The sequence below is a fragment of the Pseudomonas sp. PARCl1 genome (genome assembly GCF_947311875.1).
In the GTDB taxonomy this organism is placed as follows: Bacteria; Pseudomonadota; Gammaproteobacteria; order Pseudomonadales; family Pseudomonadaceae; genus Aquipseudomonas; species Aquipseudomonas juntendi.
Map to the genome: position 1 here is coordinate 41,229 of NZ_CAMZMX010000026.1, position 15,578 is coordinate 56,806.

Here is a 15,578-nt window from a genome sequence, read left to right on the forward strand (position 1 = left end):
GATGGCTGCTTTTACTTGCAGCTTGAAGCTTACCGCTTGGCGTCCAGGGCTTGTGGCTTGCAGCTGCTCCAGCTACCGGAGGGACCATGAGCTACGTTATAGACCGCCGCCTGAACGGCAAGAACAAGAGCACGGTCAACCGCCAGCGCTTCCTGCGGCGGTACCGCGAACACATCAAGAAGGCCGTCGAAGAGGCGGTGAGCCGCCGCTCCATCATGGACATGGAACACGGCGAGCAGATCAGCATTCCCGGGCGTGATATCGACGAACCGGTGCTGCACCATGGCCGCGGGGGCAAACAGACCATCGTGCACCCCGGCAACAAGGAGTTCACTGCCGGTGAACACATACCCAGGCCGCAAGGCGGCGGCGGGGGTGGCGGCGGCCGTGGCAAGGCCGGCAACTCCGGCGAAGGCATGGACGAATTCGTCTTCCAGATCACCCAGGAAGAGTTCCTCGAATTCATGTTCGAAGACCTCGAATTGCCCAACCTGGTCAAACGCCACCTGACCGGTGCCGACACCTTCAAAACTGTGCGCGCCGGTATCGCCAACGAAGGCAACCCGTCGCGCATCAACATCGTGCGCACCCTGCGCTCGGCCCACGCCCGACGTATCGCCCTGACCGGCAGCAGCCGTGCCCTGCTGCGCGAAGCACAGAAAGAGCTGGCGCGCCTGCGCGCAGAGGAACCGGACAATTTCACCGATATCCAGGAAATCGAACAGGAAATCGAGCGCCTCAAGGCACGCATCAACCGCCTGCCGTTTCTCGACACCTTCGACCTCAAGTACAACCTGCTGGTCAAGCAACCCAACCCCAGTTCAAAGGCGGTGATGTTCTGCCTGATGGACGTGTCCGGTTCGATGACCCAGGCGACCAAAGACATCGCCAAGCGCTTCTTCATCCTGCTGTATCTGTTCCTCAAGCGTAATTACGACCGCATCGAAGTCGTGTTCATTCGCCACCACACCAGTGCCCGCGAAGTGGACGAGGAAGAATTTTTCTACTCGCGGGAAACCGGGGGCACCATCGTTTCCAGCGCACTCAAGCTAATGCAGGAGATCATGGCTGAACGCTACCCGGCCAGTGACTGGAACATCTATGCTGCCCAGGCGTCCGACGGCGACAACTGGAACGACGACTCGCCAATCTGCCGCGATATCCTGGCCAAGCAGATCATGCCGCACGTGCAGTACTACACTTACGTCGAAATCACCCCCCGTGAGCACCAGGCGCTGTGGTACGAATACGAACGCATCGGCGAGGCCTTCCCCGACACGTTTGCCCAACAGCAGCTGGTATCGGCCGGCGACATCTACCCGGTCTTCCGTGAACTCTTCCAGCGCAGGTTAGCCACATGACCGCCAGAGCACAGAGACGCCAACCCATTTCCACCGGGTCCGAATGGACGTTCGAACTGATCCAGACCTACGACCGGGAAATCAGCCGCCTGGCCGAGCGCTACGCCCTGGACACCTACCCCAACCAGATCGAGGTGATCACGGCCGAGCAGATGATGGACGCCTACGCTTCCGTCGGCATGCCGCTGGGCTATCACCACTGGTCTTACGGCAAGCAGTTCCTCAGCACGGAAAAGTCCTATAGCCGTGGCCAGATGGGCCTGGCCTACGAGATCGTGATCAACTCCGACCCCTGCATCGCTTACCTGATGGAAGAGAACACCATGTGCATGCAGGCACTGGTGATCGCCCATGCCTGCTATGGGCATAACAGCTTCTTTAAAGGCAACTACCTGTTCCGCACCTGGACGGATGCCAGCTCGATCATCGACTACCTGGTGTTCGCCAAGCAGTACATCGCGCAGTGCGAGGAACGCCACGGCATTGACGCCGTGGAAGACCTGATCGACTCCTGCCATGCCCTGATGAACTACGGCGTAGACCGCTACAAGCGGCCCTACCCTATTTCTGCCGAAGAGGAGCGGCGCCGGCAACAGGAGCGCGAGGAACACTTGCAGCGGCAGATCAACGACCTGTGGCGGACCATCCCGAAAAGCGCCGACAAGGGCAATGACCGCGATGAAGGGCGCTTCCCCGCCGAGCCGCAGGAAAACATCCTGTACTTCATCGAAAAGAACGCCCCGCTGCTGGAACCCTGGCAACGGGAAGTGGTGCGCATCGTGCGCAAGATAGCCCAGTATTTCTACCCGCAGCGCCAGACCCAGGTGATGAACGAAGGCTGGGCAACCTTCTGGCACTACACCCTGATGAACGACTTGTACGACGAGGGGCTGATAACCGAAGGCTTCATGATGGAGTTTCTGCAGTCGCATACCAGTGTGGTGTTCCAGCCTGGTTTCGACAGCCCGTACTACAGCGGCATCAACCCTTACGCGCTGGGCTTTGCGATGTACACCGACATCCGCCGCATGTGCGAGAACCCAACCGAAGAGGATCGCCACTGGTTCCCCGACATTGCCGGCAGTGATTGGCTTTCTACCATCAAGTTCGCCATGAGCAGCTTCAAGGACGAGAGTTTCATACTGCAATACCTGTCGCCCAAGGTCATGCGCGACCTGAAGCTGTTCAGCATTCTCGATGATGACCAACGGGACGATCTGCTGGTGCCGGCCATTCACGACGAGTCGGGTTACCGGCTCATCCGCGAGCAGCTGGCAGCCCAGTACAACCTGGGCAACCGTGAGCCGAACGTGCAGATCTGGAGTGTCGACCGCCGTGGGGACCGCTCCCTCACCCTGCGTCACCAGCAGCACAACCGCAAACCGCTCGGCGACTCGACCGACGAAGTCCTCAAGCACCTGCATCGGCTGTGGGGCTTCGATATCCACCTGGAGACCGTGCAAGGCGAGCAGGTGGTCAAGACCCACCACATGCCGCCACGCGGCGAGCACGGCGACGGTGGCGAATACGGCCGCATGGACCTGGCGGTGATTCACCATCTCTGAAGCCACGCCATGACTGCCGGCGGGTTATGCTGTCGGCAGTTATGGAGAGTTGCTCATGCACATTTACAAGGTTGGCGGTGCCGTACGTGACCGCCTGCTCGGCCGACCGGTCAGCGATATCGACTGGCTGGTGGTCGGTGCCAGCGTCGAGGAAATGCTGGCCAAGGGTTACCGCCCGGTCGGCGCCGACTTCCCGGTATTCCTGCACCCGAAAACCGGCGAGGAATACGCCCTGGCCCGTACCGAACGCAAAAGCGGGCGCGGCTACGGTGGCTTCACCTTCCATGCCAGCCCCGACGTAACCCTGGAAGAAGACCTGATCCGCCGCGACCTGACCATCAATGCCATGGCCGAGGATGAGGCCGGGCAGGTTCATGACCCTTACCAGGGCGCGCGGGATCTGGACCAACGCCTGTTACGCCACGTTTCCCCAGCGTTCGCTGAAGACCCCCTGCGTGTGCTGCGGGTGGCGCGCTTTGCTGCGCGCTATGCACCCTTGGGCTTTCGGGTGGCCGATGAAACCTTGGAGCTGATGCGCCAGATCAGTGCCTCGGGTGAATTGCAGGCATTGACTGCAGAGCGCAGCTGGAAGGAGATCGAGCGCGCGCTGATGGAGGCGCAGCCGCAGGTGTTCTTCCAGGTCCTGCATGCGTGCGCCGCCCTCCGGGAACTGTTGCCTGAGCTTGATAGCGCCCCCCAAGCCCTGGCTGCGCTGGAACAAGCAGCTGCGCATCACCAGCCCCTGCACGTGCGCTGGGCCTGCCTGTTGCACCAGTTGCCCCCCGCCTCGATCAAGACCGTCAACCAACGCCTCAAGGCGCCGCGGGAATGCCAGGAGCTGGCCCTGCTGACGGGGGAGTGCCTGGTGCAGGCTGATCAGGCGCTGCAGCTGCCTGCCATGTCACTGCTGGCGCTGTTGCAGAAGTTCGATGTGTACCGGCGCCCGCAGCGGTTTGAGGATTTCCTGGCTGCCTGCGAGATGGTGGCACTGGGGAATTGCAAAGCGGGTTATCCACAGGGCGAGTACCTACGTGGCGCTGCGGCAGCGGCGCGGGCGGTGGATGTGAAGCCGCTTGTGCAGGCTGGGCTGACTGGCCAGGCACTGGGCGAAGCGCTCAAAGCGCAGCGGCTGAAAGCGCTTGAGGCTTACCGGCACTGCTAGTGCTACCGGCCCTTTCGCGACCAAAGCCGCTCCCATAGGTAGCGCGCCAACATGAAGGCAACACAGCCCCTGTGGGAGCGGGCAAGCCCGCGAAGCAGGCGACGCGGTGCCTGGCACCGGCTTCGCCGGTGTTCGCGGGCATGCCCGCTCCCACAGGGGGCCTGCGCTGGCTTGGAGTTGCCGCCGGACTTGCAGGAGCAACTGTCTTTCTCAAAATTTGAAGCCTGCGCGATTCACCTGTGGGAGCGGGCAAGCCCGCGAAAAGGCCGGAACAGGCTTACGCCGGCGTCAACTGCAACCCACGCCACTCAAAGGCCACCGGGGCCAGCACCTGGTCGATCTGCGCGTCCTGCCACAACTGCGCCATGGTCTTGCCCGCCCCCGGATGCACCAGTTCCGGCGCCAGCAGCGACAGCGGCCATAACACGAAGGCGTTCTTCAAGATCTCTGCCCGGGGCAGTACCAGCCCATCGAAGTTGCCATGCAGGTCGTCATACATCAGCACGTCGATATCCAGCGGCAACCCTTTGCGGTCAGGCGCATAACGGCCATTGTCGGCCTCGATGAACTTCAGCCGGCGGTCCAGTTCGATCAACGGCAGCGCGGTTTGCCCGCTGACCACGAAATTGATGAATGGCCCGCTCTTGATCCCCACCGCCTGGCTTTCGAAAGCCGGAGAGCAGCGCATGTCGGTGAGAATCGCGGCCAACGCATCAAGCCCGGCACACAAATGCGCCTCACGGTCGACATTGCTGCCAAGGCCCAGGTAAACCGTGCTCAGAGACATCCGCGCTCGATCTCCACGCCAACACCGCCACGGGCCGCCGGCACCGCGCCAGGCTTGGTCAGCTTCAACCGCACCCACGGGATGTGGAACTCTTCCATCAAGGCAGCCACCAGGCGCTCGGCAAAAGTTTCCACCAGCTCGAAACGGGCCTGCTCGGCGAATGCCCGGATACGCGCCGAAACGCTGGCGTAATCCAGGGCCAGGTTCAGGTCGTCGCCGGCCGCCGCGGGGCGGTTGTCCCAGGCAAAGCTCAAGTCCAGGCGCAAGCACTGGCGAATATCCCGCTCCCAGTCATAGGCACCGATAACGGTATCGACTTCCAGGCCTTCGATGAACACTCTGTCCAAGCACTTCTCTCCACAGCACGACAAGGGCGACTGGCGCCGTTAGAATCAGGGCGTCCTCGCCCGGAATAGTTAGCATGTTTTGGTTACTGGCGTTGCTCGCCTACCTGCTCGGCTCGCTGTCCTTCGCCATTGTTCTCAGCCGCCTCTCAGGCAGCCCGGACCCGCGTTCCAGTGGTTCAGGCAATGCCGGCGCTACCAACATGCTACGCCTGGCAGGCCGTAAAATGGCGATCCTGACCCTGCTTGGCGACCTGTGCAAGGGCCTGCTGCCAGTATTGCTCGCCCGCCTCGCCGGGCTGGACCTGCAAGAACAGGCCTGGGTAGGCGTGTATGCAGTGCTGGGCCACCTGTTTCCAGTGTACTTCCGCTTCCAGGGTGGCAAGGGCGTGGCGACGGCGGCCGGCATGCTCATGGGCCTGTATTTCCCCGCCGCGCTGCTGGCGGTTGGCGCCTGGCTGCTGATTTTCTACCTCACCCGTACCAGCTCGCTGGCCGCGCTGATCGCCACCCCGCTGACCTTGCCATTGCTGGCCTGGCGCGAGCCGGAAGCCCTGCTGCCGATCACGGTGCTCACCGCCTTGATCGTCTGGAGCCACCGCAGCAACCTGCGCGATCTGTTTGCCGGGCGCGAGCGCCACTTCTGAACCTTGCCGCCTACCGTTACAGCGGTGGCAATTGCTCCATCGGCCAGCGTGCCTGCACGCTGATCCCCAGGCCCTGCTGCTGCCCGGCCAGCAGCCGCTGGCTGCCGGCATAGGCGATCATCGCGCCGTTGTCGGTGCAGAACTGCGGCCGCGCGTAATATACGTTGCCCTTCATGCCAGCCAGCATCTCTTCCAGCGAGGCGCGCAAGGCCTTGTTGGCACTTACGCCCCCGGCGATGACCAGGCGCTTTAGGCCCGTCTGCTTGAGGGCCCGCTTGCACTTGATGGTCAAAGTCTCTACCACGGCCTGCTGGAATGCCAGCGACACGTCGCAACGGGTTTGCTCGCCGTCGTCGCCAGCATTCTTGCACTGCTGCCAGGTGTTCAGGGCGAACGTCTTCAGGCCACTGAAGCTGAATTCCAGGCCAGGGCGATCGGTCATCGGCCTGGGGAACACAAAGCGCCCCGGCACGCCCTGCTCGGCCAGGCGCGCGATTTCCGGGCCACCCGGGTAATTCAGGCCAATCAGCTTGGCGGTCTTGTCGAAAGCTTCGCCAGCGGCATCGTCCAGGCTCTCGCCCAGCAGCTCGTATCGGCCGATGCCATCCACCCGAACCAGCTGGGTATGGCCGCCGGACACCAACAAAGCGACGAACGGAAACTCGGGCGGGTTTTCTTCCAGCATGGGCGCCAGCAGGTGACCTTCCATGTGGTGTACGCCAATTGCCGGAATGTCCCAGGCAAATGCCAGGGCCTGGGCGCACGACGCCCCCACCAGCAAGGCCCCGACCAGGCCAGGGCCGGCGGTATAGGCGATGGCGTCGATTTCGGTGGCGACACAGCCCGCCTCGTCCAGCACCTGGCGGATGAGGGGCAGCATGCGCTTGACGTGGTCACGCGAGGCAAGCTCGGGCACCACACCGCCAAACACGCGGTGCAGGTCGATCTGGCTGAACAGCGCGTCGGCCAACAAACCGCGTTCGCTGTCGTATAATGCGACGCCAGTTTCGTCGCAGGATGTTTCCAATCCCAGTACTAGCATGGGCTCGTCCCTTGTGGGGGCTGAATTCGAAGCCGCGCATGATAGTCCCCGTGCCGAGTGCCGACCAGCGGTTTTCGATCAGAGGCTTTGCATTCCGGCTTGCTAAGGGTTAACATCCGCAACCCTTGAAAACCGACGTTCTCCAGCACACCTTTGTTTTGCCAGGAGCACGTCTACCCCGGTAATGAATTAAGGTAGCCCTGGATGCCAGCCGTCAAAGTTAAAGAGAACGAACCCTTCGACGTAGCTCTGCGTCGTTTCAAGCGCTCCTGCGAAAAAGCCGGTGTACTGGCTGAAGTTCGTAGCCGCGAGTTTTACGAGAAACCGACCGCAGAGCGTAAGCGCAAAGCAGCTGCTGCTGTTAAGCGTCACGCCAAGAAAGTTCAGCGCGAACAGCGCCGCGCCGTTCGTCTGTACTAATACAGGCGTTCAACGCAAAGCTTCTGCCCTGCCCGGCTAACGCCGGGCGATGGCAGTGGTCGTTTTACACTTGGGCAGCCAGCCCAAGGCCCCGCACAAGCTTCACGCGAACTGCATACGGGCAACCTGCCTGAAACGTCAGAGCTGGTCTTCGCTGTTCCATGACCAGACGTGCACGTCAGACTGACGGGCCCCTAGTGGCCGGCGGCGAGCACACATTTCCTCGCACCATATCAAGCGGCACCCGCCCCATTCGGCGCGCGAGCGATTAGACTTGCCAGTTGCCAGATGACGAGACTGCCATGGCCGGGCTGATTCCCCAGAGCTTCATTGACGACCTGATCAACCGCCTCGACATCGTCGATGTGGTGAGTTCGCGCGTCCAGCTGAAAAAAACCGGCAAGAACTACTCCGCCTGCTGCCCGTTCCACAAGGAAAAAACCCCTTCCTTTACGGTCAGCCCCGACAAGCAGTTCTACTACTGCTTCGGCTGCGGCGCCGGAGGCAACGCCCTGGGCTTTGTCATGGACCACGACAACCTGGATTTCCCCCAGGCCGTCGAGGAGCTGGCCCGCGCCGCCGGCATGGAAGTACCCCGCGAACAAGGGCGCCGTGACAACAAGCCACGTCAGCCCACCGATTCGCCGCTATACCCACTGCTGGATGCAGCCTCCGAATTCTACCGCCAGGCGTTGCGCAGCCACCCGACCCGCAAGGCGGCGGTGGACTACCTCAAAGGCCGCGGCCTGTCCGGGGAAATTGCCCGCGACTTCTGCCTGGGCTTCGCCCCGCCCGGCTGGGACAACCTGCTCAAGCACCTGGGCGCCGACGCCCTGCAGCAGAAGGTGATGATCGATGCCGGCCTGCTGATCGAGAACGCCGAAAGCGGCAAGCGCTACGATCGCTTCCGCGACCGGGTAATGTTCCCCATCCGTGACAGCCGCGGGCGCATCATCGCCTTTGGTGGCCGGGTGCTCGGCGACGACAAACCCAAGTACCTGAACTCCCCGGAAACCCCGGTATTCCACAAGGGCCAGGAACTGTACGGGTTGTACGAGGCGCGCAAGCACAACCGCAACCTCGACGAAATCATCGTTGTCGAGGGCTACATGGATGTCATCGCCCTCGCCCAGCAAGGCTTGCGCAATGCCGTGGCCACCCTTGGCACGGCCACCAGCGAAGAACACCTCAAGCGCCTGTTCCGCGTGGTGCCCAGCGTGCTGTTCTGCTTCGACGGCGACCAGGCCGGGCGCAAAGCGGCATGGCGCGCGCTGGAATCGGCGCTGCCCAACCTGCAGGACGGCCGTCGGGCGCGCTTCCTGTTCCTGCCTGAAGGCGAAGACCCAGACAGCCTGGTACGCGCCGAAGGCACCGACGCCTTCATGGCCCGCATCAACCAGCACGCCCAGCCGCTGGCCGACTACTTCTTCGAGCAACTGGGCGTCGAAGCCGACCCGCGCTCGCTGGAAGGCAAGGCCCACATGGCGACCCTGGCCGCACCGTTGATCGAAAAGATTCCCGGCGCCAACCTGCGCCAGCTGATGCGCAACCGCCTGAAAGAAATCACCGGCCTCGACCCTCAACAGGTCGAGCAACTGGCCCAGCAGGCAGCCGCGCCCACCAGCATGCCGGACTACGACCCTGGCTACGATTACGACGCCATGGCCAGCTACACCCCCGACTATGGTGACATGCCGCAGTTCGAGCCGGCGCCGTTCCAGCAGGAGCAGGCCTGGAAGCCCAACAAGGGCGGCGGCAAGAAGCCGTGGGGCGACAAACCATGGGACAAGAACCGCAAGGGCGGGAAAAACTGGCAGCGCGATGAAGCGCCGCCACGGGTGCCGGCGCCGGTCGAACCACCTACCCTGGCGGCCCTGCGTACCTTGCTGCACCACCCGCTGCTGGCGGGCAAGGTGGAAGATGCCAGCCACTTCGCCGACGAAGAGCACCTGTACAGCCAGCTGCTGGTGGCATTGATCGAAGCCGCACAGAAAAATCCTGGGCTAAGCTCAATGCAGTTGATTGCACGCTGGCATGGCACCGAACAGGGCCGCCTGCTGCGGGCCTTGGCAGAAAAGGAATGGCTGATCGTGGCCGACAACCTTGAACAACAGTTTTTCGACACCATTACTAGCTTGTCCGCCCGCCAACGCGAGCGCAGCCTGGAACAACTGCTCAGGAAATCACGTCAAAGCGAATTGACCAGCGAGGAAAAAACCCAGCTCCTCGCCTTGCTGAGCCGGAATGTTCCCGCACAAACGCCGACCTCATCTGGCGCGTGAGGCCCATGCTCGGGTATAATCCTCGGCTTGTTTTTTGCCCGCCAAGACCTTCAGTGGATAGGGTGTTATGTCCGGAAAAGCGCAACAGCAGTCTCGTATCAAAGAGTTGATCACCCGCGGTCGTGAGCAGGGCTACCTGACTTACGCGGAGGTCAACGACCACCTGCCTGAGGATATTTCAGATCCGGAACAGGTGGAAGACATCATCCGCATGATCAACGACATGGGGATCAACGTATTCGAGAGTGCTCCGGATGCGGATGCCCTTCTGTTGGCGGAAGCCGACACCGACGAAGCCGCGGCCGAAGAAGCCGCTGCTGCGTTGGCGGCAGTTGAAACCGATATCGGCCGCACGACCGACCCGGTGCGCATGTACATGCGCGAAATGGGTACGGTCGAGCTGCTGACCCGCGAAGGCGAGATCGAAATCGCCAAGCGTATCGAGGAAGGCATTCGTGAAGTCATGGGTGCCATCGCCCACTTCCCGGGCACTGTCGATTACATTCTCGGCGAATATGACCGTGTCACCGCGGAAGGTGGCCGCCTGTCCGATGTTCTCAGCGGTTACATCGACCCTGACGACAATATCGCAGCGCCCACCGACGAAGTGCCAGTCATCGGCGCCAAGGCCCCAGCGGCCAAGGAAGAGTCGGACGACGAAGACGAAGAAAGCGAAGGCAGTGACGACGAAGAAGAGACCGAAAGCGGTCCCGACCCCGTTGTCGCCGCACAGCGTTTCGGTGCGGTCAACGACCAGCTTCAGGTCACCAACAAGGTTCTGAAGAAACACGGTCGCAACCACAAGGAAAGCATCGAGGCCCTGCAGGCCCTGGCTGACCTGTTCATGCCGATCAAACTGGTACCGAAGCAGTTCGAGATACTGGTCGAGCGCGTGCGTGACGCCTTGAGCCGTCTGCGCCAGCAAGAACGCGCCATCATGCAACTGTGCGTGCGTGACGCCCGCATGCCGCGCGCCGACTTCCTGCGCCTGTTCCCCAGTAACGAAACCGACCAGACCTGGAGCGGTGACCTGGCCAAGCGCAACACCAAATGGGCAGCCGCCCTGGGTGAAAAGGACGCCGCCATCGTTGCTTGCCAGCAAAAGCTGATCGACCTTGAGACCGAAACCGGCCTGACCGTTGCCGAGATCAAGGAAATCAACCGTCGCATGTCGATCGGTGAAGCCAAGGCCCGCCGCGCCAAGAAAGAAATGGTCGAGGCAAACCTGCGTCTGGTTATCTCCATCGCCAAGAAGTACACCAACCGTGGCCTGCAGTTCCTCGACCTGATCCAGGAAGGCAACATCGGTTTGATGAAGGCGGTAGACAAGTTCGAATACCGTCGTGGTTACAAGTTCTCGACCTACGCCACCTGGTGGATTCGCCAGGCAATCACCCGTTCGATCGCTGACCAGGCTCGCACCATTCGTATTCCGGTGCACATGATCGAGACGATCAACAAGCTCAACCGTATTTCCCGGCAGATGCTGCAGGAAATGGGCCGCGAACCGACCCCGGAAGAGCTGGGTGAGCGCATGGAGATGCCTGAGGACAAGATCCGCAAGGTGTTGAAAATCGCCAAAGAGCCGATTTCCATGGAAACCCCGATCGGTGACGACGAAGACTCGCACCTGGGCGACTTCATCGAGGACTCGACCATGCAGTCCCCGATCGATGTAGCCACGGTCGAGAGCCTGAAAGAAGCCACCCGTGACGTGCTCTCGGGCCTGACCGCACGCGAAGCCAAAGTGCTGCGCATGCGTTTCGGTATCGACATGAACACCGACCATACCCTCGAAGAGGTGGGCAAGCAGTTTGACGTGACCCGTGAGCGGATCCGTCAGATCGAAGCCAAGGCGTTGCGCAAATTGCGCCACCCGACGCGCAGCGAGCACCTGCGCTCCTTCCTCGACGAGTGACGAACGAACCCCGGCCCAGGCCTAATGCCTGTTAGTTAAGCGTTACTGGGGCTGCTTTGCAGCCCTTCGCGGGCACGCCCGCTCCCACTCAAGAAATGCGCGATCCCCTGTGGGAGCGGGCGTGCCCGCGAAGGGTCGCAAAGCGACCCCAAATTTCTCAACTGACTCGCATTAAGCCCAGGCCGGGGTTTTTCTCAAGGCACTGTTGTATCTGACAAAAGGCCTCTTGTTCTTCCGCACACCAGCAGCAATGCCCGTCTACACTCGACTTCAGACCACCTGAAAGCGAGGCCGTCATGCCCCTGAAGCCGGCCATCCTGTTGCTGATCCTGATTGTCTGGAGCACAACGGCCGGCGCCCTTACCCTGACAGACGAGGAGCAAGCCTGGCTGGCTGCCCACCCGCAGCTGAGCCTGGGCGTAGATGCCTCCTGGCCGCCGTTCGAGTTTCGCGACCAGGAGGGCCGCTACCAGGGATTGGCCGCCGATTACATCGCCAAGATCCAGCAACGCCTGGGCGTGACACTGAAACCGGTCGAGCCCAGTAACTGGACCGAGGTATTGGCACAGGCACGCGAAAACCGAATCGACTTACTGCCCGGCATCATGTCGACGCCAGAACGCCAGGCCTACCTGTCCTTCACCCGGCCATACCTGGACTTTCCCATCGTGATCCTCGCCCACAAGGGCGGCGCTCAACCGCGCGACCTGAAAGACCTGTATGGGCTGAAAATTGCCGTGGTCGAAAATTATGCGCCACATGAGTTGCTGCGCACCCACCACCCAGACCTCAACCTGGTGGCACTGCCTAACGTCAGCTCGGCGCTGCAGGCCCTGGCCACCGACCAGGTGGATGCTGTGGTCGGGGACTTGGCATCGAGTATCTGGAGCCTGCGCCAGCTGAAGCTCGATGGCCTGTATGTCAGCGGTGAAACACCCTATCGCTATCAACTGGCCATGGCCGTGCCGCGCAACAATCCAGTCCTGGTCGGCATTCTCGACAAAGTGATGGCCGACATGAGCAGCGGCGAAATCAGCGAGATCCAGCAGCGCTGGGTGGGCAATGTGGTCGATCAGCGGATGTTCTGGTCCGACTTGCTGGTGTACGGCCTGCCAACCGTGCTGTTCCTGATGGGCGTACTGGCCATTGTCATCCGCATCAACCGCCGGCTCAGCTCGGAAATTTCCCGCCGCATTGCCCTGGAGCAGGAGCTGCGCAGCAGCGAATACCACTACCGTGGGCTGGTCGAAAGCCTGTCAGCCATTGCCTGGGAAGCCGACGCCAATGACTATACCTACAGCTATGTGTCACCCCACGCCGAGGGCCTGCTCGGCTACCCGCTGACCGACTGGCTGAAACCGGGCTTCTGGCGCAGCATACTGCACCCGGAAGATGCCCTCTGGGCCCAGGCGTACTGCGACAGCGAAACCGCTGCCGGGCGCGACCACAGCCTCGATTACCGAGTCATCCGCGCCGACGGCCAAGCGCTTTGGGTACGCAACATCGTCAGCATGATCGAACATGGCCACCACCCCGTGATGCGCGGCCTGATGATCGACATCAGCGAAACCAAGCGCACCGAGGACGCCCTGCGGTTGTCCGAGCAAAAATTCGCCTCGGTGTTCCAGCAATGCCCCGACATCCTGCTTATCGCCCGCCACAGCGATGGCTGCCTGCTGGAGGTGAACGAGGCGTTCGAGGAACAGATCGGCCTGGCGCCGGACCAGGTGATCGGCCGTACCGCTACCGAGCTCAACCTGTGGGGCGTAGAAGGCAGCGGGCCACGGGTGCTGGAGCGCCTGCACCAAGGCGGTATCCGCAACCTGGAGATGACCTTCCGCCGCAGCAATGGCCAATTGTTTACCGGCCTGACCTCGGCGGAAACCTTCGAGCTCGACGGCACCCCCGCGTTGGTAGTGGCGGTACGCGACATCAGCCAGCTCAAGGAAACCCAGCAGCAACTGCAAACCTCTGAAGAAAAATTCGCCAAGGCCTTCCACGCCTCACCCGACGGGCTGCTGCTGTCGCGCCAGAGTGACGGCTTGCTGCTGGAGGTGAACGAAGGCTTCTGCCGCCTGACCGGCTACGATCTGAACCCGACCATCGACCAGACGTCGCTGGACCTTGGCATCTGGGTCGACCTCAACGAGCGCAAACGCCTGGTCGACCAGTTGAACCGCGACGGCTTCGTGCGTGATTTCACCTGCCACATTCGCCGCAGCGACGGGCAAATCCGCTTGTGCGAACTCTCGGCAAGGCCACTGCCGATTGCCGGGATCGACTGCATGCTGACCATCGCCCGCGACATTACCGAACGCCACCTCATGCAGGAAAAACTGCAACTGGCCGCCACGGTATTCGAGAACACTGCCGAGGGCGTACTGATTACCGACATCGACCAGCGCATCAGCGCGGTCAACCGTGCGTTCAGCGAAATTACCGGCTACAGCGAAATCGAAGCCCTCGGCCAAACCCCGCGCCTGCTCGCCTCCGGCCAGCACGACAGTGCCTTCTACGCCGCCATGTGGCACCAGTTGACCGCTGAAGGCCACTGGCAGGGCGAGATCTTCAACAAACGCAAGAGCGGGGAGCTTTACCCCAGCTGGCTGACCATCAGCGCTGTGCGCAACACCGAGCGCGAAATCACCCATTTCGTCGCGGTGTTCGCTGATATTTCCAGCCTCAAGCATGCCCAGGCCAAGCTCGACTACCAGGCCCACCACGACCCACTGACCGGCCTGCCCAACCGCGCCCTGTTCGAGAACCGCCTACAGGCTGCACTGGCCTGTGCGCAGGTGTCCAACCGCCAGGGTGCGGTGCTGTTCCTTGACCTTGACCGCTTCAAGCACATCAACGACAGCCTCGGCCACCCGGTCGGCGACCTGCTGCTCAAAGGTATCGCCCAGCGCCTGAAAGAGCAGGTACGTGACGTCGACACCGTGGCCCGCCTGGGCGGCGACGAGTTCATCATCCTGCTGCCCGGCCTGCACAAGCCCAGCGACGCCAGCTCCATCGCCAACAAATTGCTGGCTTGCTTCAACGCATCGTTCCAGGCTGGCGAACACGAGTTCTTCACCAGCGCCAGCATTGGCATCAGCCTGTACCCACAAGACGGCAGCGACGTCGCCACGCTGATCCGCAACGCCGATGCCGCCATGTACCGCTCCAAGGCCAAGGGCCGCAACCGCGTCGAAGCCTACACCCGCGACCTCACCGCCCAGGCCAGCGAACGCATTGCCCTGGAGCATGAACTGCGCCGCGCCGTGGAGCGCAATGAAATGAGCCTGTGCTTCCAGCCCAAGCTCAGCCTCAAGACCCAGAGCCTGGTCGGCGCCGAAGCGCTGATCCGCTGGAGCCACCCGACCTTCGGTGAGGTGCCGCCTGAGCACTTCATCCACCTGGCCGAAGAGAACGGCACCATCCTGCAGTTGGGTGACTGGGTACTGGAGCAGGCCTGCCGGCAGATGCATCGCTGGAAGCGGGACTATGAAGCGTTCGGCCCGCTTTCGATCAACCTGGCTGGCGCCCAATTGCGCCATCACGGCCTGGCCAAGCGCATCGAGCAATTACTCAAGACCTACGGCCTGAAGGCGGGCGACCTGCAGTTGGAAATTACCGAGAACTTCATCATGAGCCAGGCCGAAGAAGCCTTGGTCGTGCTCCACCAGCTGAAGAAACTGGGCGTGCAGTTGGCCATTGACGACTTCGGCACGGGCTATTCATCGCTGAGTTACCTCAAGCGCCTGCCGCTGGATATCCTCAAGATCGACAAGTCGTTCATCCGCGGCCTGCCTGACGATCCCCACGATGCAGCCATCGCCCGGGCGATCATCGCGCTGGGCCGCAGCATGCAATTGACCATCATTGCCGAAGGGGTGGAAAACCAGGCGCAACAGCGTTTCCTGGCAGCGGAAGGCTGCGAGCAGATCCAGGGCTACATCGTCAGCCTGCCACTGCCGCCAGAGGAATTCGCTGCTTCGTTCCTTCGCATAGCACTATCGGATCTTTCAGATGGCACAGCTGCGAAACCCTCGTTATAATCCGGCCACT

The 15,578-nt window shown here is 61.9% G+C and carries 11 protein-coding genes; 8 read left to right on the forward strand and 3 right to left on the reverse strand.

The window, feature by feature from the left end:
• Nucleotides 1–86: 86 nt before the first annotated feature.
• Genes QME24_RS15155 through QME24_RS15165 form a run of 3 tightly spaced genes read left to right on the forward strand, consistent with a single transcriptional unit; the run spans nucleotide 87 to nucleotide 4,088 of the window.
• Entirely contained in the window at nucleotides 87–1,361 is a 1,275-nt protein-coding gene (locus tag QME24_RS15155; protein ID WP_009685232.1) for a YeaH/YhbH family protein, read from the forward strand.
• Nucleotides 1,358–2,926, forward strand: a complete 1,569-nt coding sequence (locus QME24_RS15160; RefSeq protein WP_009685231.1) for a SpoVR family protein — start codon at nucleotides 1,358–1,360, stop codon at nucleotides 2,924–2,926. Before QME24_RS15155 ends, QME24_RS15160 begins: the two co-directional genes overlap by 4 nt.
• A 55-nt stretch (nucleotides 2,927–2,981) precedes the next feature.
• Complete coding sequence (locus QME24_RS15165; protein ID WP_009685230.1) at nucleotides 2,982–4,088, forward strand: hypothetical protein; 1,107 nt, start codon at nucleotides 2,982–2,984, stop codon at nucleotides 4,086–4,088.
• 277 nt (nucleotides 4,089–4,365) lie between these two features.
• Here QME24_RS15165 and folK read toward each other — a convergent pair whose 3' ends face one another.
• A complete protein-coding gene (gene folK / locus QME24_RS15170; protein ID WP_054904250.1) occupies nucleotides 4,366–4,875 on the reverse strand; it encodes a 2-amino-4-hydroxy-6-hydroxymethyldihydropteridine diphosphokinase in 510 nt (169 codons plus the stop codon).
• On the reverse strand, nucleotides 4,866–5,222 hold the full coding sequence (folB, locus tag QME24_RS15175) for a dihydroneopterin aldolase (protein WP_280091568.1): 357 nt from the start codon (nucleotides 5,220–5,222) through the stop codon (nucleotides 4,866–4,868). The genes folK and folB overlap by 10 nt, the downstream gene beginning before the upstream one ends.
• 74 nt (nucleotides 5,223–5,296) lie before the next feature.
• Here folB and plsY point away from each other — a divergent pair, with 74 nt between their 5' ends.
• The gene (plsY, locus tag QME24_RS15180) at nucleotides 5,297–5,866 is read left to right on the forward strand and encodes a glycerol-3-phosphate 1-O-acyltransferase PlsY (protein WP_009682800.1); all 570 of its coding nucleotides are present in this window, start codon (nucleotides 5,297–5,299) and stop codon (nucleotides 5,864–5,866) included.
• A gap of 16 nt (nucleotides 5,867–5,882) precedes the next feature.
• On the opposite strand, the gene tsaD is transcribed toward plsY, so the two are convergent.
• On the reverse strand, nucleotides 5,883–6,908 hold the full coding sequence (tsaD, locus tag QME24_RS15185) for a tRNA (adenosine(37)-N6)-threonylcarbamoyltransferase complex transferase subunit TsaD (protein ID WP_280091567.1): 1,026 nt from the start codon (nucleotides 6,906–6,908) through the stop codon (nucleotides 5,883–5,885).
• A gap of 204 nt (nucleotides 6,909–7,112) precedes the next feature.
• Here tsaD and rpsU point away from each other — a divergent pair, with 204 nt between their 5' ends.
• The 4 genes from rpsU (at nucleotide 7,113) to QME24_RS15205 (ending at nucleotide 15,568) form a co-directional block, all read left to right on the forward strand.
• Complete coding sequence (gene rpsU / locus QME24_RS15190) at nucleotides 7,113–7,328, forward strand: 30S ribosomal protein S21 (RefSeq protein ID WP_003255575.1); 216 nt, start codon at nucleotides 7,113–7,115, stop codon at nucleotides 7,326–7,328.
• A 302-nt stretch (nucleotides 7,329–7,630) separates the two neighbouring features.
• Nucleotides 7,631–9,610, forward strand: coding sequence for a DNA primase (gene dnaG / locus QME24_RS15195; RefSeq protein WP_054904253.1), 1,980 nt, complete (start codon nucleotides 7,631–7,633; stop codon nucleotides 9,608–9,610).
• Between the two features lie 67 nt (nucleotides 9,611–9,677).
• A complete protein-coding gene (gene rpoD / locus QME24_RS15200; RefSeq protein WP_054904254.1) occupies nucleotides 9,678–11,528 on the forward strand; it encodes an RNA polymerase sigma factor RpoD in 1,851 nt (616 codons plus the stop codon).
• 296 nt (nucleotides 11,529–11,824) lie between these two features.
• On the forward strand, nucleotides 11,825–15,568 hold the full coding sequence (locus tag QME24_RS15205; RefSeq protein WP_235768373.1) for a bifunctional diguanylate cyclase/phosphodiesterase: 3,744 nt from the start codon (nucleotides 11,825–11,827) through the stop codon (nucleotides 15,566–15,568).
• Nucleotides 15,569–15,578: the final 10 nt, after the last annotated feature.

What these genes read in the sequence shown, in the direction of transcription:
- QME24_RS15155 (WP_009685232.1), top strand. Translation starts at nt 87, where the DNA reads ATGAGCTACGTTATAGACCGCCGCCTGAACGGCAAGAACAAGAGCACG.
- QME24_RS15160 (WP_009685231.1), top strand. Translation starts at nt 1,358, where the DNA reads ATGACCGCCAGAGCACAGAGACGCCAACCCATTTCCACCGGGTCCGAA.
- QME24_RS15165 (WP_009685230.1), top strand. Translation starts at nt 2,982, where the DNA reads ATGCACATTTACAAGGTTGGCGGTGCCGTACGTGACCGCCTGCTCGGC.
- folK (WP_054904250.1), bottom strand. Translation starts at nt 4,875, where the DNA reads ATGTCTCTGAGCACGGTTTACCTGGGCCTTGGCAGCAATGTCGACCGT.
- plsY (WP_009682800.1), top strand. Translation starts at nt 5,297, where the DNA reads ATGTTTTGGTTACTGGCGTTGCTCGCCTACCTGCTCGGCTCGCTGTCC.
- tsaD (WP_280091567.1), bottom strand. Translation starts at nt 6,908, where the DNA reads ATGCTAGTACTGGGATTGGAAACATCCTGCGACGAAACTGGCGTCGCA.
- rpsU (WP_003255575.1), top strand. Translation starts at nt 7,113, where the DNA reads ATGCCAGCCGTCAAAGTTAAAGAGAACGAACCCTTCGACGTAGCTCTG.
- dnaG (WP_054904253.1), top strand. Translation starts at nt 7,631, where the DNA reads ATGGCCGGGCTGATTCCCCAGAGCTTCATTGACGACCTGATCAACCGC.
- rpoD (WP_054904254.1), top strand. Translation starts at nt 9,678, where the DNA reads ATGTCCGGAAAAGCGCAACAGCAGTCTCGTATCAAAGAGTTGATCACC.
- QME24_RS15205 (WP_235768373.1), top strand. Translation starts at nt 11,825, where the DNA reads ATGCCCCTGAAGCCGGCCATCCTGTTGCTGATCCTGATTGTCTGGAGC.